General features: G+C 59.5%; 22 protein-coding genes. 18 read left to right on the forward strand and 4 right to left on the reverse strand.

The window, feature by feature from the left end; translation table 11 throughout:
• The first annotated feature begins 172 nt into the window (after positions 1 to 172).
• The 7 genes from rirA to Tal182_RS03940 all read left to right on the forward strand — a co-directional run bounded on the left by rirA (position 173) and on the right by Tal182_RS03940 (position 7,109).
• Positions 173 to 655 carry an iron-responsive transcriptional regulator RirA gene (rirA, locus tag Tal182_RS03910; RefSeq protein WP_064800737.1) on the forward strand — a complete coding sequence of 161 codons (483 nt, stop codon included), beginning with the start codon at positions 173 to 175 and terminating at the stop codon, positions 653 to 655.
• Positions 656 to 989: 334 nt separating this feature from the next.
• Positions 990 to 2,585, forward strand: coding sequence for an ABC transporter substrate-binding protein (locus Tal182_RS03915; RefSeq protein WP_064800738.1), 1,596 nt, complete (start codon positions 990 to 992; stop codon positions 2,583 to 2,585).
• Between the two features lie 87 nt (positions 2,586 to 2,672).
• A complete protein-coding gene (locus Tal182_RS03920; protein WP_038686996.1) occupies positions 2,673 to 3,677 on the forward strand; it encodes an ABC transporter permease subunit in 1,005 nt (334 codons plus the stop codon).
• 9 nt (positions 3,678 to 3,686) lie between these two features.
• The gene (locus Tal182_RS03925; RefSeq protein WP_064800740.1) at positions 3,687 to 4,577 is read left to right on the forward strand and encodes an ABC transporter permease subunit; all 891 of its coding nucleotides are present in this window, start codon (positions 3,687 to 3,689) and stop codon (positions 4,575 to 4,577) included.
• The gene (locus Tal182_RS03930; protein ID WP_085858119.1) at positions 4,577 to 5,593 is read left to right on the forward strand and encodes an ABC transporter ATP-binding protein; all 1,017 of its coding nucleotides are present in this window, start codon (positions 4,577 to 4,579) and stop codon (positions 5,591 to 5,593) included. The genes Tal182_RS03925 and Tal182_RS03930 overlap by 1 nt, the downstream gene beginning before the upstream one ends.
• Positions 5,590 to 6,543, forward strand: coding sequence for a peptide ABC transporter ATP-binding protein (locus tag Tal182_RS03935; RefSeq protein WP_085858120.1), 954 nt, complete (start codon positions 5,590 to 5,592; stop codon positions 6,541 to 6,543). Before Tal182_RS03930 ends, Tal182_RS03935 begins: the two co-directional genes overlap by 4 nt.
• Before the next feature lie 26 nt (positions 6,544 to 6,569).
• Positions 6,570 to 7,109 (forward strand): gluconokinase, encoded by a 540-nt coding sequence (locus Tal182_RS03940; RefSeq protein WP_085858121.1) that lies wholly within the window; start codon positions 6,570 to 6,572, stop codon positions 7,107 to 7,109.
• Here Tal182_RS03940 and Tal182_RS03945 read toward each other — a convergent pair.
• The 3 genes from Tal182_RS03945 to Tal182_RS03955 form a co-directional block, all read right to left on the reverse strand.
• Positions 7,099 to 8,346: an FAD-binding oxidoreductase gene (locus Tal182_RS03945; RefSeq protein ID WP_085858122.1), complete on the reverse strand. Its 1,248-nt coding sequence runs from the start codon at positions 8,344 to 8,346 to the stop codon at positions 7,099 to 7,101. The two genes, Tal182_RS03940 and Tal182_RS03945, sit on opposite strands and share 11 nt — an antisense overlap.
• A 73-nt stretch (positions 8,347 to 8,419) precedes the next feature.
• Positions 8,420 to 8,923: an isoprenylcysteine carboxylmethyltransferase family protein gene (locus Tal182_RS03950; RefSeq protein ID WP_085858123.1), complete on the reverse strand. Its 504-nt coding sequence runs from the start codon at positions 8,921 to 8,923 to the stop codon at positions 8,420 to 8,422.
• Positions 8,920 to 9,972, reverse strand: coding sequence for a type III polyketide synthase (locus Tal182_RS03955; RefSeq protein WP_085858124.1), 1,053 nt, complete (start codon positions 9,970 to 9,972; stop codon positions 8,920 to 8,922). The genes Tal182_RS03950 and Tal182_RS03955 overlap by 4 nt, the downstream gene beginning before the upstream one ends.
• Positions 9,973 to 10,141: 169 nt before the next feature.
• Here Tal182_RS03955 and Tal182_RS03960 point away from each other — a divergent pair, with 169 nt between their 5' ends.
• The 3 genes from Tal182_RS03960 to Tal182_RS03970 are packed head-to-tail and all read left to right on the forward strand — an operon-like array spanning position 10,142 to position 12,124.
• A complete protein-coding gene (locus tag Tal182_RS03960; protein ID WP_085858125.1) occupies positions 10,142 to 10,678 on the forward strand; it encodes a tetratricopeptide repeat protein in 537 nt (178 codons plus the stop codon).
• Positions 10,679 to 10,721: 43 nt separating this feature from the next.
• Positions 10,722 to 11,327, forward strand: a complete 606-nt coding sequence (locus Tal182_RS03965; protein WP_064800748.1) for an RNA polymerase sigma factor — start codon at positions 10,722 to 10,724, stop codon at positions 11,325 to 11,327.
• Positions 11,324 to 12,124 (forward strand): Fis family transcriptional regulator, encoded by an 801-nt coding sequence (locus Tal182_RS03970; RefSeq protein WP_085858126.1) that lies wholly within the window; start codon positions 11,324 to 11,326, stop codon positions 12,122 to 12,124. Before Tal182_RS03965 ends, Tal182_RS03970 begins: the two co-directional genes overlap by 4 nt.
• Positions 12,125 to 12,152: 28 nt before the next feature.
• On the opposite strand, the gene Tal182_RS03975 is transcribed toward Tal182_RS03970, so the two are convergent.
• Complete coding sequence (locus Tal182_RS03975; protein WP_085858127.1) at positions 12,153 to 12,950, reverse strand: glycosyltransferase family 2 protein; 798 nt, start codon at positions 12,948 to 12,950, stop codon at positions 12,153 to 12,155.
• A 246-nt stretch (positions 12,951 to 13,196) separates the two neighbouring features.
• On the opposite strand from Tal182_RS03975, the gene rfbA reads away from it, so the two are divergent.
• Genes rfbA through Tal182_RS04015 form a run of 8 tightly spaced genes read left to right on the forward strand, consistent with a single transcriptional unit; the run spans position 13,197 to position 20,325 of the window.
• Positions 13,197 to 14,108 (forward strand): glucose-1-phosphate thymidylyltransferase RfbA, encoded by a 912-nt coding sequence (gene rfbA / locus Tal182_RS03980; RefSeq protein ID WP_012482745.1) that lies wholly within the window; start codon positions 13,197 to 13,199, stop codon positions 14,106 to 14,108.
• 22 nt (positions 14,109 to 14,130) lie between these two features.
• Entirely contained in the window at positions 14,131 to 14,505 is a 375-nt protein-coding gene (locus Tal182_RS03985) for an FdtA/QdtA family cupin domain-containing protein (protein WP_012482746.1), read from the forward strand.
• 1 nt (position 14,506) lies between these two features.
• Positions 14,507 to 15,613: a DegT/DnrJ/EryC1/StrS family aminotransferase gene (locus tag Tal182_RS03990; protein ID WP_085858128.1), complete on the forward strand. Its 1,107-nt coding sequence runs from the start codon at positions 14,507 to 14,509 to the stop codon at positions 15,611 to 15,613.
• On the forward strand, positions 15,610 to 16,485 hold the full coding sequence (locus tag Tal182_RS03995) for an ABC transporter permease (RefSeq protein WP_085858129.1): 876 nt from the start codon (positions 15,610 to 15,612) through the stop codon (positions 16,483 to 16,485). Before Tal182_RS03990 ends, Tal182_RS03995 begins: the two co-directional genes overlap by 4 nt.
• Complete coding sequence (locus Tal182_RS04000; protein ID WP_085858130.1) at positions 16,485 to 17,804, forward strand: ABC transporter ATP-binding protein; 1,320 nt, start codon at positions 16,485 to 16,487, stop codon at positions 17,802 to 17,804. Before Tal182_RS03995 ends, Tal182_RS04000 begins: the two co-directional genes overlap by 1 nt.
• Positions 17,801 to 18,781: an NAD-dependent 4,6-dehydratase LegB gene (locus Tal182_RS04005; protein WP_085858131.1), complete on the forward strand. Its 981-nt coding sequence runs from the start codon at positions 17,801 to 17,803 to the stop codon at positions 18,779 to 18,781. Before Tal182_RS04000 ends, Tal182_RS04005 begins: the two co-directional genes overlap by 4 nt.
• Positions 18,774 to 19,487, forward strand: coding sequence for a nucleotidyltransferase family protein (locus tag Tal182_RS04010; protein WP_085858132.1), 714 nt, complete (start codon positions 18,774 to 18,776; stop codon positions 19,485 to 19,487). Before Tal182_RS04005 ends, Tal182_RS04010 begins: the two co-directional genes overlap by 8 nt.
• Positions 19,480 to 20,325 (forward strand): NAD(P)-dependent oxidoreductase, encoded by an 846-nt coding sequence (locus Tal182_RS04015; protein ID WP_085858133.1) that lies wholly within the window; start codon positions 19,480 to 19,482, stop codon positions 20,323 to 20,325. The genes Tal182_RS04010 and Tal182_RS04015 overlap by 8 nt, the downstream gene beginning before the upstream one ends.
• Position 20,326: the final 1 nt, after the last annotated feature.

The raw sequence follows: 20,326 nt of genomic DNA on the forward strand, positions 1-20,326 counted from the left end.
GTTTCATTTGAGCGTTGGCAGCCATTTTGGACTACAACCAGAAGACCGCGGAGCAGGATTGACGTTGTGGCAAATGGCCTCATAAGCTGAATGCAAATTTCATATTTTGGAATTGTTCAAAACTGTCAAACCGCCTATATACGTCTGAACAGGCACGAGTCAGGAGATCGGCATGCGGTTGACGAAGCAGACCAACTATGCGGTTCGCATGTTGATGTATTGTGCTGCCAACGAAGGGCAGCTGAGCCGGATTCCGGAAATTGCCAAGGCCTACGGGGTTTCCGAACTCTTTCTTTTCAAGATCCTCCAGCCGCTGAACAAGGCCGGCCTGGTGGAGACGGTCCGCGGCCGCAACGGCGGTGTGCGCCTGGGCAAGCCGGCGGCCGAAATCACGCTCTTCGACGTTGTCCGGGTCACGGAAGACAGTTTTGCCATGGCCGAATGCTTCGAGGATGATGGCATGGTCGAATGCCCGCTGGTCGACAGCTGTGGCTTGAACTCGGCGCTGCGCAAGGCGCTCAACGCCTTCTTCGGCGTGCTCTCGGAATATTCGATCGACGACCTCGTCAAGGCCCGCCCCCAGATCAATTTCCTCCTCGGTATCACCGGCGAGCACCACTACCGCAAGCCGGCGGCCGTTGCCCCCGCCGCCTGATTGCAAGAAACAGGTCTGACTTATGAAACCGCGGTTGCCTCGGCAATCGCGGTTTTTGTTTGCGGCCTTTGGTTGCGCTTAGGGATGCTGAAATGTCCAGCATGCGCTGCTGAGAGGGCGCAATTATCCAAAATGCGACGAAATGCCGGACATTTTTATCCGAAAATTTCCGAATGAGGCTGATTTTTGACGAAAAATTTCTAAAATTGTCCAGCTGGAAAAATTTTCTCCGTAGCCCGTTGCTTTCAGTAGATAAATGTCGTTCCATCGACCGTCGATCGGGATGCCTTTGTGGTCTCCAGACATCAAAAAAGAACAACCGGGAAACAATATTATGAAAAAGATCTCTGTCATGCTGGCAGCGACGGCCCTGATTTCGGTCATGGCGACGTCGGCCTGGTCCAAGACCCTTGTTTATTGCTCCGAGGGTTCGCCGGAAGGCTTCGACCCGAGCCTCTATACGGCAGGCACGACCTTCGACGCGTCCTCGCGCACCGTCTACAGCCGCCTCGTCGAGTTCAAGCATGGCGGCACCGAGATCGAACCCGGTTTGGCCGACAGCTGGAGCGTTTCGGACGACGGCAAGGAATACACTTTCAAACTTCATCCCGGCGTCAAGTTCCAGACCACCGACTTCTTCACGCCGACGCGCGACTTCAACGCCGACGACGTCGTCTTCTCCTTCGAGCGTCAGCTGAAGTCCGACAATCCGTGGAACAAGTATGTCGAGGGCGGTTCTTACGAATACGCCGCCGGCATGGGCTTCCCGGAACTGATCAAGTCGGTCGAGAAGGTCGATGACCTCACGGTGAAGTTCACGCTCAACCATCCCGAAGCACCGTTCCTGGCCGACCTCGCCATGGACTTTGCTTCCATCATGTCCAAGGAATATGCCGACAAGCTGGCCGCCGACGGCAAGATGGCGCAGCTGAACCAGCAGCCGCTCGGTACCGGCCCCTACACCTTCGTCGCCTATCAGCCGGATGCCGTCATCCGCTACAAGGCGAACGAAACCTATTTTAAGGGCAAGGAAAAGATCGACGATCTGGTTTTCGCCATCACCTCTGACGCCGCCGTCCGCGCTCAGAAGCTGAAGGCCGGCGAGTGCCACCTGATTCCTTATCCGAATGCCGCCGACGTTCCTGAACTGAAGAAGGACAAGAACCTCGTCGTCGAGGAGCAGGCTGGCCTCAATGTTAGCTACCTCGCCTACAACACGCAGATGGCGCCCTTCGACAAGCCGGAGGTTCGCCGGGCGCTCAACATGGCGATCAACAAGCAGGCGATCGTCGACGCCGTCTTCCAGGGCGCGGCCACCGTTGCCAAGAACCCGATCCCGCCGACCATGTGGTCCTATAACGACGCCGTTCAGGACGACAAGTACGATCCGGATGCGGCCAAGAAGGCTCTCGCCGATGCCGGCGTCAAGGATCTCAGCATGAAGGTCTGGGCGATGCCGGTGTCGCGCCCCTACATGCTGAACGCACGCCGCGCCGCCGAACTGATCCAGGCCGATTTCGCCAAGGTCGGCGTCAAGGTCGAGATCGTCACGCATGAGTGGGCCGAGTACCTGAAGCTTTCCTCCGACGTGAAGCGCGATGGCGCCGTCATCCTCGGCTGGACCGGCGACAATGGCGATCCCGACAACTTCATGGATACGCTGCTCGGCTGCGATGCCGTCGGCGGCAACAACCGCGCTCAGTGGTGCAACAAGGAATACGACGACCTCATGACGAAGGCCAAGATGACGGCCGATGTCGGCGAGCGCACCAAGGCCTATGAGCAGGCGCAGCTGATCTTCAAGAAGGAAGGCCCCTGGGCGACCCTCGACCATTCGCTCGTCTTCGTTCCGATGAGCAAGAAGGTCTCGGGCTTCAAGATGGACCCGCTCGGCATTCACCGTTTCGACGGCGTCGACGTATCCGAATAACAAGAATAATGTAAAAATGCCCGGTAGTACTGGGCACAGCCGGCGGTCAGGACCCTCCTGACCGCCGGAAACTATTGGACATCTGCCATGTTGCGTTTTTTCATCGGCCGCCTTGCGGTGCTGATCCCGACATTCCTCGGCGTTTCCTTGATCGCGTTCTCTTTCATCCGCCTGCTGCCCGGAGATCCCGTGATGCTGCTCTCGGGTGAACGCGTCATGGCGCCGGAGCGGCACGCCCAGATCATGCACGATCTCGGTTTCGACCGGCCCATGTATATGCAGTATTTCGATTATCTGGGAAAAGTCCTGCAGGGCGATCTCGGCACCTCGATCGTCACCAAGCGGCCCGTTCTCGGCGAATTCCTGACATTGTTTCCGGCAACGCTGGAACTGTCTTTCTGCGCCATCATCCTTGCCGTCTGTCTTGGCGTGCCCGCCGGCGTCTTTGCGGCCGTCAAGCGAGGCACGTGGTTCGATCAGAGCGTGATGGGTGTCGCCCTCGTCGGTTATTCCATGCCGATTTTCTGGTGGGGTCTGCTGCTTATCATCTTCTTCTCCGGCTATCTCGGCTGGACGCCGGTTTCCGGCCGTATCTCGCTGATGTATTTCTTCAAGCCGGTGACCGGCTTCATGCTGATCGACAGCCTGCTGTCAGGTCAGAAAGGGGCCTTTGCCTCGGCCGTCAGCTATCTCATTCTGCCGACCATCGTGCTGGCGACCATCCCGCTCGCCGTCATCGCCCGCCAGACGCGCTCGGCCATGCTTGAGGTTCTCGGCGAGGACTATGTCCGCACCGCACGCTCGAAAGGTTTGAAGCCGCTGCGCGTCGTCGGCGTGCATGCGCTGCGCAATGCAATGATCCCCGTCATCACCACGATCGGCCTGCAGATCGGTGTCCTTCTTGCCGGCGCCATCCTCACCGAGACGATCTTCTCCTGGCCGGGCATCGGCAAATGGATGGTCGATTCGGTGTTCAAGCGCGATTACGCGGTGGTGCAGGGCGGCCTTCTCCTGATCGCCGGCGTCATCATGCTGGTCAATCTGATTGTTGACGTCCTCTACGGCTTCATCAATCCGCGCATTCGTCACTAGGAGCGGTCCATGAGCACGGTCACCGTCAAAACCGGCCAGCCATCCGCTCTTGCGGAATTCTGGCATTATTTCTCCCGTAACAAGGGTGCCGTCATCGGCCTCGTTGTTTTCGTCATCATCCTCGTCGTTGCGATCTTTGCACCGGTTTTTGCGCCGCATGCGCCGAACGAGCAGAATCGTGAAGTGCTCTTGGCAGTGCCGGCCTGGATGGAAGGAGGCCACGCCTCCTTTCCGCTCGGAACGGATGCCGTCGGCCGCGATATCCTCTCGCGGCTGATCTATGGAGCGCGGTTCTCGCTCTTCATCGGCGTCGTGGTCGTCACGCTTTCAGTCATATGCGGCGTGCTGATCGGCCTCGTCGCCGGTTATTTCCGCGGCCGGATCGATACCGCCATCATGCGCCTGATGGACATCATCCTGGCCTTCCCGTCGCTGCTGCTCGCGCTCGTGCTGGTGGCGGTCCTGGGTCCCGGCCTTACCAATGCGATGATCGCGATTTCGCTGGTTAACCAACCGCATTTCGTGCGGTTGACCCGCGCCTCGGTCATTTCCGAGCGTGAGAAGGAATATGTGATCGCCTCGCGCGTCGCCGGCGCGGGAACGCTCCGCTTGATGTTCAAGACGATCCTGCCGAACTGTCTCGGCCCCCTGATCGTTCAGGCGACGCTTGCCTTCTCGGCGGCGATCCTCGATGCCGCCGCCCTCGGCTTTCTCGGTATGGGCGCTCAGCCGCCGACACCCGAATGGGGCACCATGCTTGCTGAGTCCCGCGAATTCATCTCGCGCGCCTGGTGGGTCGTGACATTTCCGGGTCTTGCCATCCTCATCACCGTTCTTGCCATCAACCTGATGGGCGATGGCCTGCGCGATGCGCTTGACCCCAAACTGAAGAGGTCGTGATGCCGCTCCTCGAAATCGAAAATCTGACCGTCGAGTTCCAGACGTCATCCGGTCTTTTCCGCGCCGTCGATGGCGTCTCGCTTAGCTGCGACAAGGGCGAAATCCTGTCGGTCGTCGGCGAATCCGGTTCGGGCAAATCCGTTGCCATGCTGGCCCTGATGGGCCTTCTGCCCTGGACCGCCAGGATCACCGCCGACCGCATGCAGTTCGACGGCCAGGATCTGCGCGGCATCTCCGCCCGCCGGCGCCGCCGGATCGTCGGCAAGGAGATGGCGATGATTTTCCAGGAGCCGATGTCGAGCCTGAACCCGTGCTTCACGGTCGGCTTCCAGCTCGGCGAGACACTACGCGTCCATATGGGCCTCAACCGGAAGGAGCGCCGTGAACGTTCGATCGAACTCTTGAGCCTCGTCGGCATTCCGGCGCCGGAGGACCGCCTGTCGAACTTCCCGCACCAGATGTCGGGCGGCATGAGCCAGCGCGTCATGATCGCCATGGCGCTCGCCTGCAATCCGAAGCTCCTCATCGCCGACGAGCCGACGACGGCGCTCGACGTGACGATCCAGGCGCAGATCCTCGATCTGCTCGTGCGCTTGCAGAAAGAGCAGGGCATGGCGCTGGTGCTGATCACCCATGACATGGGCGTCGTTGCCGAAACCGCCGAGCGCGTGCAGGTGCAATATGCCGGCCAGAAGGTCGAGGAGCAACCGGTGAAAGCGCTGTTCCGCGATCCGCATCACCCCTATACGGCAGCCCTGCTCGCCGCCCTGCCGGAACGCGCCCAGGTCGGCCAGCGTCTTCCCTCGATCGCCGGTGTCGTTCCCGGCCAGCACGGCCGCCCGACGGGCTGTCTTTTCGCCCCGCGTTGCGGCTATGCAACGGTCGAATGCGAGCGCGGTGTGGTGCGCCAGGGACCGGAACTCGGGCTGGCGTTGTGCAACTATCCTTTGAAGGACGGCAAGCCGCTCGGGCACCCCGGCGTCATGGCCAATGAAACTGCAGGAGACCTGGTATGACAGGCGCTGTTCTCGAGGGCAGGGATCTCGCCCGTTTCTACACCGTCAACCGCGGTCTCTTCAAAGCCGACGCCACGGTCAAGGCGTTGAACGGCGTCAGCTTCAGCCTCCATTCCGGCAAGACCCTGGCCGTCGTCGGCGAATCCGGCTGCGGCAAGTCGACGCTTGCCCGTCTGGTCACGATGATCGAGGATCCGACGGCCGGCGAATTGCTGATCGACGGCAAGCCGGCGCGGGTCGGCGACCGCAGCCTGCGCAGCCAGGTGCAGATCGTATTCCAGAATCCCTATGGCTCGCTCAACCCGCGCCAGAAGGTCGGTGCAATTCTGGACGAGCCGCTGAAGATCAATACCGATCTCGATGCCAGCGCCCGCCGCCGCAAGGTGGAGGAGATGATGGCCCGCGTCGGGCTGCGCCCGGAACATCACGGCCGCTACCCCCATATGTTCTCCGGCGGCCAGCGCCAGCGCATCGCCATTGCCCGCGCGCTGATGCTGCGGCCGAAGGTGCTGGTGCTCGACGAACCGGTTTCGGCCCTCGACCTGTCGATCCAGGCGCAGGTGCTGAACCTGCTTATGGACCTGCAGAAGGAGATGGGCCTTGCCTATCTCTTCATCTCGCACGGCCTCTCGGTCGTCCATCACATCGCCGACGAGGTGATGGTGATGTATCTCGGCCGCCCGATCGAAACCGGTCCTGCCGCCGAAGTCTTCGCCCGTCCGCGCCATCCCTACACGGCCGCCTTGCTGTCGGCGACGCCGATCGCCGATCCCGAGCGCGAGAAGAACCGCATCCGCCTGCAAGGTGAACTGCCGTCGCCGTTGAAGCCGCCGTCCGGCTGCCACTTCAATCCGCGCTGCTGGAAGGCGCAGGACTATTGTCGGCAGGTTTCTCCCGAATTAAGTGGAGAAGGCGCACAACAATATGCCTGTCATTTCCCGCTCGACTGAGCGGGAAGCCGCCGTTGAGAGGAAACATGCAGGACGATCGGATCAACAGACCTCATGCGATCATTGTCATGGGGGTCAGCGGTTGTGGCAAATCCTCGGTCGGCGAGAAACTTGCTGAGGCCTTGCATCTGGCCTTCGTCGAAGGTGATGCGCTTCATCCGGCCGCCAATGTCGAGAAGATGTCGAAGGGCATTCCGCTGACCGATGAGGATCGGATGCCCTGGCTCGACCTGATCGGCAAACGGATGCAGGCCTCGCTGGAAAAAGGCGAGGGCATGATCGTCTCCTGTTCGGCGCTGAAACGTACCTATCGCGACAGGCTGAGGGCTGCTGCCGGCGGCAATCTGTTCTTCGTCTATCTCGAAGGATCCAAGGCGCTGCTGACGAAGCGCATGGGCGAGCGCAAGGGGCATTTCATGCCGATCTCGCTGCTCGAAAGTCAGCTGGCGACACTCGAGGTGCCGACAGGCGAACCCGGTGTCGTCACCGTCGATATCGACGATACGATCGACGGCATTGCGGCAACGGCGCTCAGCGGGCTCTCCACCCTCGGTGTCATGGCTTGAAGCGCTGCGGCGAGTAAGCCGAGATATCGATGAACGGCGTTTCGCCGCTGATGAGTTCCGCAAGCACGCGGCCGGTCACCGGTCCGAGCGTCAGTCCGTGATGGGCGTGGCCGAAGGCGAACCACAGGCCCTGATGGCGCGGCGCCTTGCCGATGATAGGCATCATGTCCGGCGTGCAGGGGCGCGCGCCCATCCATGGTTCGGGATCGAGCCTGCCTCCGAGAGGGAAGATCGTACGCGCCACGGCTTCGGCCCGGTCGAGCTGCACCGGCGTCTTCGGCGCGTCGAGCGTTGCGAACTCCGCCCCTGTCGTCAGGCGGATGCCGCGGCTCATCGGCGCCAGCAAATAACCGCGCTCGGCATCGAGGATCCAATTGTTGAGCACGGCATCGCCCTTGGCGGCATAATGCATGTGATAGCCGCGCTTGACGCCGAGCGGGAAGCAATAGCCGAGCCGGCGTGTGGCAACGCCAGCCCAGGGGCCGAGCGCGATCACCGCATCATCGGCTTCGAGCGGGCCTTCCCCGGTCATGATCTTCCAGCCGGAACCGAACTGGCCGAGCGAGGCGGCGTCGCCGGTGACGAAGCGGCCACCGAGGCTTTCGAAATAGCGGCGATAGGCCGATGTCAGCGCATGCGGATCGAGCACCGACCAGGGATCGCGCCAGCGGATGCCGCCGGCGAAACGGACGGTCATATCGGGTTCCATGCGGGCGATATCGGCCGACGTCAGGCTATCATAGGTCACGCCGAATTCATTCTGCCAAAGGGCGGCCTCCGCAAGGGCCTCGTCGCGTTTGGCCTCCGTCCGGAAGATCTTCATCCAGCCGTCCTTGCGGATCAGCGCCTGCGCCTGGGAGGCCTCGATCAGGTCCTTGTGCTCGGCAATCGAATTTTCGATCAGCGGCGCATAGGCTCGGGTGATTGCCGCGTGTCGCCGGGCATTCGAATTCCACCAGTAACGGGCGAGAAAGGCGAGCTGGCTCGGCAGCGTTCTGAGATGATAATGCGCATCGATGCGGTTGTTGAGCGCATAACGCATGAGCAGGCCGAGCTGCTGGGGAAAGCCGTAAGGTGCCACCCCTTCGCGCTGGATCAGGCCGGCATTGCCGAAGGAGGTTTCGTTGCCCGGATCCTTGCGGTCGATCAGCATCACCTGCCGGCCGCGTCGCTGCAGATGGATGGCGGTGGACACCCCGACGATGCCGGCGCCGAGCACGATTGCGTTTTTCGTCATTCCCCTGCATTCCGCTCTGTTATCGCAGTGAAAATGCCCCTGCCGATAGCGGCGTGCAAACGAAAATTAGCATTCATTTCAAAATCATTGCGCTTTTTAGTGCGGCATTCTCGGCCTTTACGCGCACATGCAGGATCGCAGCGTTGAAAAGCGAAAAGACGATCGCATAGACCGGCAGGCCGAAGGCAAGAGGAAGGGCGGCGATCTCACAGACGACGATCGTATAGTTCGGATGCCGGAAGAAGCGATAGGGTCCCGATTTCACGAGCGGCGCGCCGGGCAGGATGATGATGCGCGTCGTCCAGCGATCTTTCAGCGTCGTAAGCACCCAGAGCCGCAGCACCTGTAGCCCCATGAACACCAGAAACCAGAAGAGTTGAACCGGCCTGCCCGGCGCCAGCAGCCAGAGCCCCATGATCCAGGCGGCATGCAGCGCCACCATGACGGGATAATGCTCCGGGGTGACCTCCCGGCCGCCTCTGGCAAGCAGGGCGGCAGTGTTGCGCCGGGCAAGTACGAGCTCGCCCAGCCGCTGCAGCGTCACGAATGTCAAGAGCGCGATCGACGGCCACATCATGCCGCCCTCCGCAGCGTCACGCAGCTGGCCGAAAAACCCGGTCCCATGGCGATCATCGCCGCTCGCTCCGGCAGTCCGGCGTGGATTACCCGCTCCAGCACGAACAGCACGGTGGGCGAAGACATGTTGCCATATTCGGCAAGCACGCCTCGTTCGTGATCGAGCGTGCCGGGTGTCAGTGAAAGCGCGCTCTCCATTGCGGCCAGCACCTTCATGCCGCCGGGGTGGCAGATGAAACGGTCGATGTCTGCCAGTTCCAGCCCGTTTCGCGCCAGAATGGCCGTCACCGCCGGGGCGAGTTCCCGTTCGGCGAAGGGCGGCAAGGATTGCGCCAGCACGATGCCGAAGCCGCCATCGTCGATCTTCCAGCCCATGATGTCGAGCGTGTCCGGGAAGAGATGCTCGCCGGCTGATTCCACCTCGGCCAGCCCGCCTTCGCCGGCGCGGAGCACGCAGGCGGCCGCGCCGTCGCCGAACAGCGCCGTCGCGATGATGTTCGGCCGCGTCAGCTCGTCCAGCCGGAAGGCGAGCGTGCAAAGCTCGATCGAGACGAAAAGCACGACGGCGCCCGGCCGGCTGCGTGCCAGCCGCGCCGCGACGGCAAAGCCCGAGACGCCGGCGGCGCAGCCGAGCCCGAAGACCGGCACCCGCTCGATATCGGTTCTGAAGCCCATGCGGCGGGCAAGCTGCGCATCGAGGCTCGGCGTCGTAAAACCGGTGGAAGAGACGGTGACGATACAGTCGACATCACAGGCGCTGAGGTCCGCCCGGCGAAGTGCCGAGGTGGCCGCCTCAACGAAAAGGGCGCCCGCCACCTCTCCATAGGCCTGCATGCGGTCCTGCCAGCCATGCGTTTCGTCGAACCAGGCAAGCGGCCGCGCCGCATGGCGCTTGTTGATGCCGGCGCTGTCGAAGACGCGAGCTAGATGATGAAAATCCTCGAAACGGCCGGCAAACAGCCGGGCCGAGGCTTCGGCCGCCTGGTTTTGGAAGATGACATGTTCGGGCGTGGCGGTGGCGAGGCTGACGAGTCTGACGGTATCGGTCACGGAATTCTCCTTGTCGTTCCCGGCACAACGCTGAGAACACCCGGTCCCGATGATTTATTCGGCCTCGGGGACTTCACGAAGCAGTGATGGAGAAAATAGAGAGGCAGGCGAATAAAGCCCAGGGCAGCGGTGTTCTCTCCCCGCAACGTCACTCTCGAGGAGTTTTCCCATGACGATCACGACAGTCCGCATCGCTTCCATCCTTGTCGGCGGCTGCCTTGCCGCTTCGCTCTTCTCCGGCCCGGTCTTTGCTGTCGGCAATGACAACAGCACGATGCCGACCTGCAAGAAGGGCGAGATCTACGACCAGAAGACCAAGAAATGTGTCAAGCAGCAGAGCGCCAATGTTTCGGACGAAAACCGTACCGACTATGCCTATTCGCTGGCCAAGGCCGGCCGTTATGAAGAGGCGCTTGCCATGCTCGATACGGTCAGGGACCAGAACAGCGCGGAGGTGCTGAACTATCGCGGTTACGCCACCCGCAAGCTCGGCCGCACCGACGAGGGCATCTCCTATTACCTGCAGTCGGTGAAGAAGGATCCGCAATACGCCAAGGTCCGTGAATATCTCGGCGAAGCCTATGTCATCCAGGGCCGGCTCGATCTCGCAAAGGAGCAATTGAACACGATCAAGACGATCTGCGGCATGGCTTGCGAGGAATATCAGGATCTGAACGCTGTCATCCTCGATCCGTCGAAGATCTGAGAGTAGGCCACTGGCGGGAAATGGAGCCGGAAAGGATATCCGAATGTCGGTCGCGGACGCTACATTTCCTGCCTATAGTCACGCGAGAATGGAATCGCCGGTTTATCAGGCGGTTCCAAGGGATGCAGGATCGGCGGAGGCGGCCATCGCGAGCGAAGCGGATATCAGGAGCGGTCTGACGGAAAACCTGGCCAGGCTCTGGCGTTATGGTCTCGTTCTCTCGCATCAGCGCGATGTCGCCGACGATCTGGTGCAGGCGACCTGCCTTCGCGCGCTCGAGCGCGCCGGCCAGTTCGTTCCCGGCACCCGGCTCGACCGCTGGCTGTTTTCGATCCTGCATTCGATCTGGCTGAACGAGATCCGTTCGCGCCGGGTGCGACAGGGCCAGGGTTTTGTCGATGCCGGCGAGGCGCTGACCTTCGACGGCGCGCACGATACTGAAACGCATGTGATGGCGGGGCAGGTGCTGAAGCAGGTAAATGCGTTGCCCGAGGCGCAGCGGACGGCGGTTTTCCTCGCCTATGTGGAAGGACTTTCCTATCGCGAGGTTGCAGGCATATTGGATATTCCGATCGGGACCGTGATGAGCCGGCTGGCGGCCGCCCGCGCCAGGCTCTCCGGCGCCGGACCGGCAGGGGGACGGCCATGAGCACGAAACACACCATTCCTTCCGACGAGGACCTCACAGCCTTCATCGACGGCGAGCTGACGGCGGAAGAGAGAGCCCGCATCGAGGCCATCGTCAAGGAAGACGAGAGCGTCGCCGAACGATTGGATTTCCTGGCGCGCGCCAGCCTGCCGTTCGAGCAGGCTTTCGCTCCGCTGCTCTCCGAAGCCCCGCGCGAAAAACTGCAGGCGATGCTCTCCGCCATTCCTGCGCATGATAACGCAAGATCGGTCGCTGCACCCGCGCCCACGCGCCGTCGCTTCCTCGGTGCGCTCGCCGCCTCGCTTGTGGCCGGCATCGCCATCGACCGCGCCGTCATCGGCATCGGCAGGGGTTTTTCGGCAAAGGACGAAAACAGCGAATGGCGCGCCGTGGTCGCCGACTATATCTCGCTCTATACCGCCGAAACGCTCGCCGGCCCCGTTCCCGGCAGACAGGACCAGGCCGCCCAGCTCGCCAGTCTTGACGAGAAGCTCGGCCTGTCGCTCTCCCCGGAAGCCGTTTCGCTCCCGGGGGTCGATTTCAAACGCGCCCTGCTGCTGCAATATGACGGCAAGGCGCTCGCCCAGATCGCCTATCTCGATCCCGAGACCGGCCCGATGGCGCTCTGCATCGTGAAATCCGACGCGGGGCCGAAGGCGCCGGACCTTGAAAGCCGCAAGGGAATGAATGTCGTCTACTGGTCGAATGCGACGCATGCGTTCATGCTGATCGGGCATGCTGCGGCAGACAGGATGACGGCGATTGCGAATGGGGTGCGGGGGAGGGTGGCGGTGTGACCCGCCATTGGCGGCGGCTTTGAGCTGATCAGTCCTGCGATCGATTGCGCCTCAGGAACTGGCCTAGCCGGTTCACGATCTTAAAGGCCCAGAACATCGATGTTGAGACCTTGAGGCCGTGGTCGGCAAGGGCGCGCAGCACCTCCTTGTTCTGACGCGATATATTTTGAACGTTTTTGTTCGTGGCGCCCCCTAAGCGCATTCTGACCAAGACTTGCGGGATATAGATTGTTCTGATCCGCGCGACTTCCAAGAATCGCATCATCAGCTCGACGTCGGCTGCAAGCCGATAACGCAGATCAAACCGCCCGAACCGTTCATAGATGTTGCGCCGAACATAGAATGTTGGGTGCGGCGGGCACCACCCCCGCGCGAAGAAACCGGGTTTGAACGCACGGGATTTCCAGTAACGGACCTTGCGATCGATGTGCCGGTTGGAAACATAGACGAGATCACCATAGCAGCCGTCATATGCTTCATCATCCAGCGCGGCCGCCACGGTTCCGAGGGAGTCATTGCTCTCGAAAGTGTCGTCCGCATTCAAGAAGCCGATAATATCGCCGCTCGCAAGACCAATCCCCTTGTTCATGGCCTCATAGATACCTCCGTCCACCTCGGAAAGCACACTGCGGTTCTCCGCCGGCGCCGAAGCGATAATGGCGAGCGTCGAATCTTGTGAGCCGCCATCAATGATGATGTGTTCGAAATTGCGGTAGGTTTGAGCGTCGATGGACCGCAAGGTATCAGCAATTGTCTGCTCGACATTCCAGCAAACGGTGATGAGGCTTATCCGGGGGGAGCTTGGATTGGCAGTATCTGCAGCCATCTAAGGGTATCTTGCTCACATTTCAAAAGGCGATAGCACCAACCCGTATCAGACGGAAAGGCACTACCGCAATCGAGTACCGCAAGTTATCCTCGATCAACGCCTGATTGGTGAGCGGCGGCGGCTGCTCCTCTTGCTAAGTGCATTGCATGCGGCCCCATCTATCTGTAGTGAGCACTGTCGAATAGCGATATCACCACGATAAGCTCGTGAGTGCGCGTGGATTTACCGGTTGCAGGAGGTCTCTTGTCTTCGAATAAAAAACTGCGCAAGGGCATCTTGCTCGCCGGTGGCTCGGGCACCCGACTTCATCCGGCGACTCTCGCCATTTCGAAGCAACTTCTTCCGGTTTTCGACAAGCCGATGATCTACTATCCCCTGTCAACGCTGATGCTTGCAGGCATCCGGGATATCCTGATTATCTCCACGCCACAGGACACCCCACGTTTTGAACAGCTGCTGGGTGACGGCGCCCAATGGGGACTAAACCTCCAATATGCCGTGCAGGCCGCACCGGACGGAATTCCCCAGGCATTCTCGATCGGCAGGGAATTCATCGCGCGGGAGGCAACCGCTCTCGTACTGGGAGACAATATCTTCTACGGCAATCTCCTGACTCATGATTTATCCGGGGCTTCCGCGAGATCGGACGAAGCGACGATCTTCGCGTACAAAGTCCACGATCCCGAACGGTATGGGGTGGTGGAGTTTGACGGTGAGGGCAAAGTCCTCAGCCTGGAGGAAAAGCCGTCCAGGCCCCGCTCTTCTTACGCTGTGACGGGCTTATATTTCTACGACAATGACGTGGTTGACATTGCAGCCGGTTTGAAACCCTCGCCGCGCGGTGAAACCGAAATTACCGATATCAATCGGCATTATCTGTCGGCCGGCAGGCTGAATGTTGCCGTCTTGGGCAGAGGACATGCCTGGCTTGATACGGGCACGCACGATTCACTCCTTGAAGCCAGTCAGTTCATTGCCACCATCGAGCGGCGCCAGGGGCTGAAGATTGCCTGCCCCGAAGAAATCGCCTTTCATTTGGGATACATAGATGCCGAGCAGTTGCTAAGACTTGCGGCTCCACTTGAAAAGAGCTCTTACGGTCGATACCTCATCAGCCTGGTGAGGGAACCAGCTCCGCATTTCCCGCCCGGCTGACCCGCAAAACTGGAAACCAATCTTGTCTGCTTTTACTCTGCTTACGTTAAAGACGATGTCCGACGCACGAGGCGCGTTGACCGTCATGGACGGAATACTGCCATTTCCGGTCGTCCGGAGCTTCTGGATCTATGGTGCCGACGGATATAAACGCGGCGGCCATCGTCATCACAAGACTCGGCAGGCATTGGTGGCGATTTCGGGAAGCGTGATGGTTTTGATGGACGATGGAAAAGCCAGGGAAGAGATCACCTTATCGTCACCGGACCAGTGCCTGCTGGTGGAGCCAAGGGACTGGCATGAAATGACCTTCGGTCCCGGTTCTATCCTGCTGGTTTTTGCCTCTCACGGGTACGATAAGGACGACTACATCGACACTCCCTACGAACGGCTCTGAGATGATTGAGTATGAAAGCCTTGCGCAAGCCAACCGCGCGCTGATGGAAGAGTTGGAGGCGGTTGCATCCCGTGTCATTCGTTCCGGATGGTACATACTTGGCAATGAGGTCTCCTCATTCGAAGCCGAATTCGCCGCCTTCGCGGAAAGCAAACATTGCATCAGCGTGGCCAATGGTCTGGATGCATTGATCCTGTCGATCGAAGCGCTCGACCTGCCGAAAGACAGCGAGATCATGGTTGCCTCCAACACCTATATAGCCACTATTCTGGCAATTCTTCGCGCGGGCCACAAACCCGTTCTGGTGGAGCCCGAGCGCGAAACCTTCAATATCGATCCGGAGCGCCTTCCGGCGGCGCTCACACGCAAGACGCAGGCAATCTGCGTGACGCATCTTTTCGGCAAAGCCTGCCGGATGACCGAGATCGCCGCGTTTGCAAGCGAGCACGGTCTCATGGTGATCGAGGATTGCGCGCAGTCGCACGGCGCGCGCTATGACGGCAAGCTGACCGGCACCTTTGGAATTGCCGGCTGTTTCAGCTTCTATCCGACCAAGAATCTTGGAGCTCTCGGAGATGCGGGCGCGATCGTCACCGATGATGACGAATTTGCCGATCGCCTGAGACACATGCGCAACTACGGCTCGAAGAAAAAATATGAGAACGTCTATATCGGTGTAAATTCGAGGCTTGACGAGATGCAGGCGGCATTCCTGCGGGTCAAGCTGCGTCACCTCGATCAGGTGACTGAACATAAGCGGGCACTGGCAGATATCTATTTTGCCAATCTGCCTGAATGGCTGGCGCAGCCGCTTCGTCGACCTGCCGAGTATGATGTGTTCCATATCTTCGCGATACGGCACCCGGCCCGCGACGAGTTGCGCCAGTGGCTGCTCGATAACGGCGTCAAGACCGAGGTGCATTATCCGATACCGCCGCATCGGCAGAAGGCAATGCAAGGCATTCTTTCCGGCGATTATCCCATTGCCGATGAACTGCATGCTACCGAGCTGAGCCTGCCTATTTCGGCCGGGCATAGAAAGGATGAGATCGAGCGCGTCTGCAGCCTTCTTGCGGCGCTCCCGGAAAAGCTGAAGTTGGCGGCATGACAGAGCACTTGAAGGGATCGGCCTCCGCACCCGACGAGGTTTGGGACATCGTGATCAAGCCTTCGAAGGGCAATACCCCGGATCTTGCGCTTGTCTGGCGGTATCGCGACCTCATCTGGATGTTTTTCAAGCGGGATTTCACGACATTTTACAAGCAGACTGTTTTGGGGCCGGCCTGGTACATCATTCAACCATCGCTGACGGCGTTGACCTATTATGTCGTGTTCGGAAAAATAGCCAATCTTTCCACGGATGGCCTTCCGCCCTTCCTGTTCTACATGTCGGGCACGATCATCTGGAGCTATTTTTCCGTCTGCTTAGCCAATAACTCCGACGTTTTCTCGAAGAATTCCAATCTGTTTGGAAAGGTTTACTTTCCGAGACTGGTGGTACCGGTATCCGTTGCAATGAGCGGCCTTGTCGCCTTTGCGATCCAGTTCCTGCTCTTGCTGACGGTTTCCGTCGGGTTGAAAATTGCCCACCCCGATTTGGTCCTGAGCTATTGGTTCCTGCTTCTGACGCCATTGGTGCTGCTCTATATCGCAGTGCTGGGCATCGGTGCCGGGCTTGTCGTTTCGGCGCTAACGGTCCGTTTCCGCGATCTCGTCTACGCCGTCGGGTTCATGACGCAGTTGTGGATGTATGCTACGCCGATCGTGTACCCTTTCACCCAGATTCCGGAACGGTATCATTGGTTTTATTATATCAATCCAATGACGACCCCGGTTCAAACCTTCCGCTGGGCGCTGTTTGATGCCCCCGCCTTGCCCGTCGGTCTCTGTCTTGCCAATCTCGCGGTGACTGTCGCAATCACCCTATGCGGGCTGGCGCTTTTTTCACGGGCGGAAGCCAACGCGATGGACACCGTCTGATGAACGATATCGTTATTCGAGCGGAGCACGTCAGCAAGCTCTATCGTCTCGGCGTGATCAATCACGGCACCCTTTATCGCGACCTTCAGAGCTGGTGGGCGAAGTGGCGCAATCTTCCGGATCCGAATGTTTCCGTGTCAGATTACGCGTCGGAGCGCGGTAAGCAATCCCGACTCAAAGGAGATCTCTTCCATGCGTTGGATGATGTCTCCTTCGAAGTTGGGCACGGCGAAATCGTTGGGATTATCGGCAGGAACGGGGCCGGAAAATCCACGCTGCTGAAGGTGATGTCGCGGATCACCATGCCCAATTCGGGTTTCATAGGAATTCGGGGCAGAATTGCCAGCCTGCTTGAGGTCGGCACCGGATTTCATCCAGAGCTCACCGGCCGGGAGAACGTCTATCTCAACGGCGCCATCCTCGGCATGAGCCGTGCCGAGGTCAGATCGAAATTCGATGAAATCGTCGAGTTTGCCGAGATTGGCGAATTCATCGACACGCCGGTGAAGCGGTATTCATCTGGAATGTATGTGCGTCTCGCTTTCTCCGTCGCGGCGCATCTCGAGCCGGAGATCCTCTTGGTCGATGAAGTGCTGGCCGTCGGCGACGTCAACTTCCAGAACAAATGCATGGGGCGGATGCAGGAAGTGACAAAGACCGGCCGAACGATCATCTTCGTCAGCCACAACATGACGGCGATCAGCAGCATCTGCCCGAAATCGATTTTGATGGCTGACGGCAAGGTCGCTGCAATGGGCGATACCGCAGATGTGATAAAGGCCTATCTCGATCGCCCTGAGTTCGGCGGCACGGCAAGTTACTCGGTCAATCCCGAGGATATCGACGGAAAGGCCGTCATATGTCGCGTTGCGGTATTGAACGAGAAGGACGAGATTTCCGAAACCGTGGAACTGTCGAAGGGTTTCTCCATCGAGGTCGAATACGAGTTGAGGGAACCTCTTTCCGGCCTCTCGGTCGGGATGCAGATCAAGATGGAGGACGGCTACACCACGCTCGTCAGCCTCTCCGATCCCGAGCTCGACGTCAGCCGCCTGGACGCCCGGGCTGCCGGTTATTATCGAGCCCGCGTGAAATTTCCCGGATATCTCCTCAACACCGGCACTTTTTACGTGCGATTGGGCATATCGAGTCGATTCTCGATATATTCCGTCGCCGAGGGTATTCGGTTTGACGTGGAGGATAATGTCGGAATTATCCAGATGCTCGGTCAACAGCGGAAGCCGTCGATTTCGGCGATACAGTTGCCTTGGGAGGTTGAGAAGGTCTTCCAGCGCGATTCTGAAGGTGTTTTGAAATGAAAAAGGCGCTTGTCACCGGAGCAGATGGGTTCATCGGCTCTCATCTTGTCGAGACGCTGGTGAGATCGGGTGTCGAAGTCCGCGCACTCTGCCAGTATAATTCGTTTTCCAGCTGGGGCTGGCTCGATCAGTCCGAATACCGCGGCAAGTTCGAGGTGATCCTCGGAGACGTCCGCGATCCCGCCCAAATGCGCTCCGTCGCCAAAGGTGTCGACACGATCTTTCACCTCGCCGCTCTGATCGCGATCCCCTATTCCTACCAGGCTCCGTCAAGCTATATCGATACCAATGTGCATGGGACGCTGAACGTTCTTCAAGGCGCGCTTGACGCCGGCGTCGGAAGAGTGATCCAGACCTCGACGAGCGAAGTCTACGGTACGGCGCGTTTTGTGCCGATCAGCGAAAGCCATCCGCTGCAAGCGCAGTCGCCCTATTCGGCGTCCAAGATCGGCGCTGATGCGATCGCCTACAGCTATCATTCGAGCTTCGATCTGCCGGTGACGATCGCACGGCCTTTCAACACCTATGGCCCGAGACAATCTGCCAGGGCGGTTATTCCGACAGTCATTTCACAGCTTCTGAGCGGGCGGACGACGCTGAAGCTCGGCGCGCTTTCACCCACGCGGGATTTCAATTTCGTGCAGGATACGTGCGACGGTTTTCTGGCGCTTGCGGCCTGCGACGAAGCGGTCGGTCAGACGGTCAATATCGGCTCCGGCAGCGAGATCTCGATCGGCGATACCGTTCGGCTGATCGCCGACATCATCGGTGTCAGCGTCGCGATCGAATGCGACGAACAGCGTTTGCGCCCGGCAAACAGCGAAGTGGAACGCCTGTGCTGCGACAATAGCCTGATCAAGTCGCTGACGGGATTTTCGCCCCGTTACAGCTTAAAAGACGGGCTTGCGTCAACAATCGAATGGCTGCGTCAGCCGCAGAATCTGGCACGGTATAAGGCGGATATCTTCAATGTCTAGGCGTGCAGTCATTCTGGCGGGAGGCATGGGAACGCGGTTGCGGCCCTATACCGTCGTCCTTCCAAAACCGCTGATGCCGATCGGCGACTATCCCATTCTCGAGGTCATCATTCGTCAGCTGATATCAGGCGGATTTCAGCACATTACGCTTGCCGTCAACCATCAGGCTGAACTGATCAAGGCCTTCTTCCAGGACGGCGACAAGTGGGGCGTACGCATCGACTATTCGCTCGAGGACGAACCGCTCGGCACGATGGGGCCGCTGCGGTTGATCAAGGATCTGCCGGAGAATTTTCTGGTGATGAACGGCGACATCCTGACGGACCTCAACTATGCCGATTTTCACGATACCCATGTCCTTGACGGCAATATATTTACGATCTCATCCAAGACGCGTCAGCATCGCATAGACTACGGCGTTCTTGATACTAACGAGGCAGGATGCCTGACCGGTTTCCGGGAGAAGCCGACGGCCGAGTATAAGGTCAGCATGGGCGTCTACATGGTGTCTGCGGCCGCCGTCGAGCACATACCGCAACGCGGCGCTTACGGCTTTGACCAGTTGATGCTCGATCTCCTGGCGGCAGGCAAGCCGGCCACGGTTCGCGATTTTCCCGGCTATTGGCTCGATATCGGACGGCCCGACGATTATGCATTGGCGATCGAAGAGTTCGAAACCATGCAATCCAGGTTCTTGAATGGTTGATGCCATCGTCACCGGTGCTGGCGGCTTTCTCGGGAAGCGTCTGGTCCAGCGGCTTGAACGGGCCGGCGTTGACGTGCTTGCGCTTGACCGAACGCATGGGGACATAAGCGAAGAGCGCCTTTGGCAGGATCTTCCGGCAGCGCACACGCTGTTTCATCTTGCCGGCAGGACATTCGTTCCGGATAGCTGGACACAAGGCCCAAGTTTCACCGCCGCCAATGTTCTCGGTACGCAGCATGCTTTGAACTGGTGCAAGCGGCACAAGGCCAAACTCGTCTTCGCAAGCGCCTATGTTTATGGAGTGCCGGAACGGCTGCCGATCCAGGAAAGCGATCCGGTCAGGCCGAACAACCCCTATGCTCTTTCCAAGCATCTTGCCGAACAACTCTGTGAGTTCGCTGCCACACACGAGCAAATACCGGTGGTGGTATTGCGGCTTTTCAATATATATGGGGCTGGGCAGCGCCCGGAGTTCCTGATACCGACGCTTCTGAACCGGATACGGGCGAGGCAGGAAATACAGGTCATGGACCTCAGTCCGCGGCGGGATTATGTCTTCGTTGACGATGTCTTGAGCGCCTTTGCCAAGGCCATGGATGTGTCGGAAGGTTACCACTGCATCAATATCGGCTCCGGAACGTCGTATTCGGTGCAGGAAATCATCGATATCTTGCAGCAAGCGGCCGGCACTGATCTACCAGTAGTGTCGTCTTGCGCCGTTCGGCGGAATGAAATACCTGACGTGCGGGCGGATATTACGCGAGCTCGCGCCGTTCTTGGATGGCGGCCGGAGTGGGATCTGCCGGCCGGCATCGGCGTGATGATGAAGGAGTCGTAAA

The organism is Rhizobium sp. TAL182 (assembly GCF_002117725.1).
Classification (GTDB): domain Bacteria; phylum Pseudomonadota; class Alphaproteobacteria; order Rhizobiales; family Rhizobiaceae; genus Rhizobium; species Rhizobium esperanzae.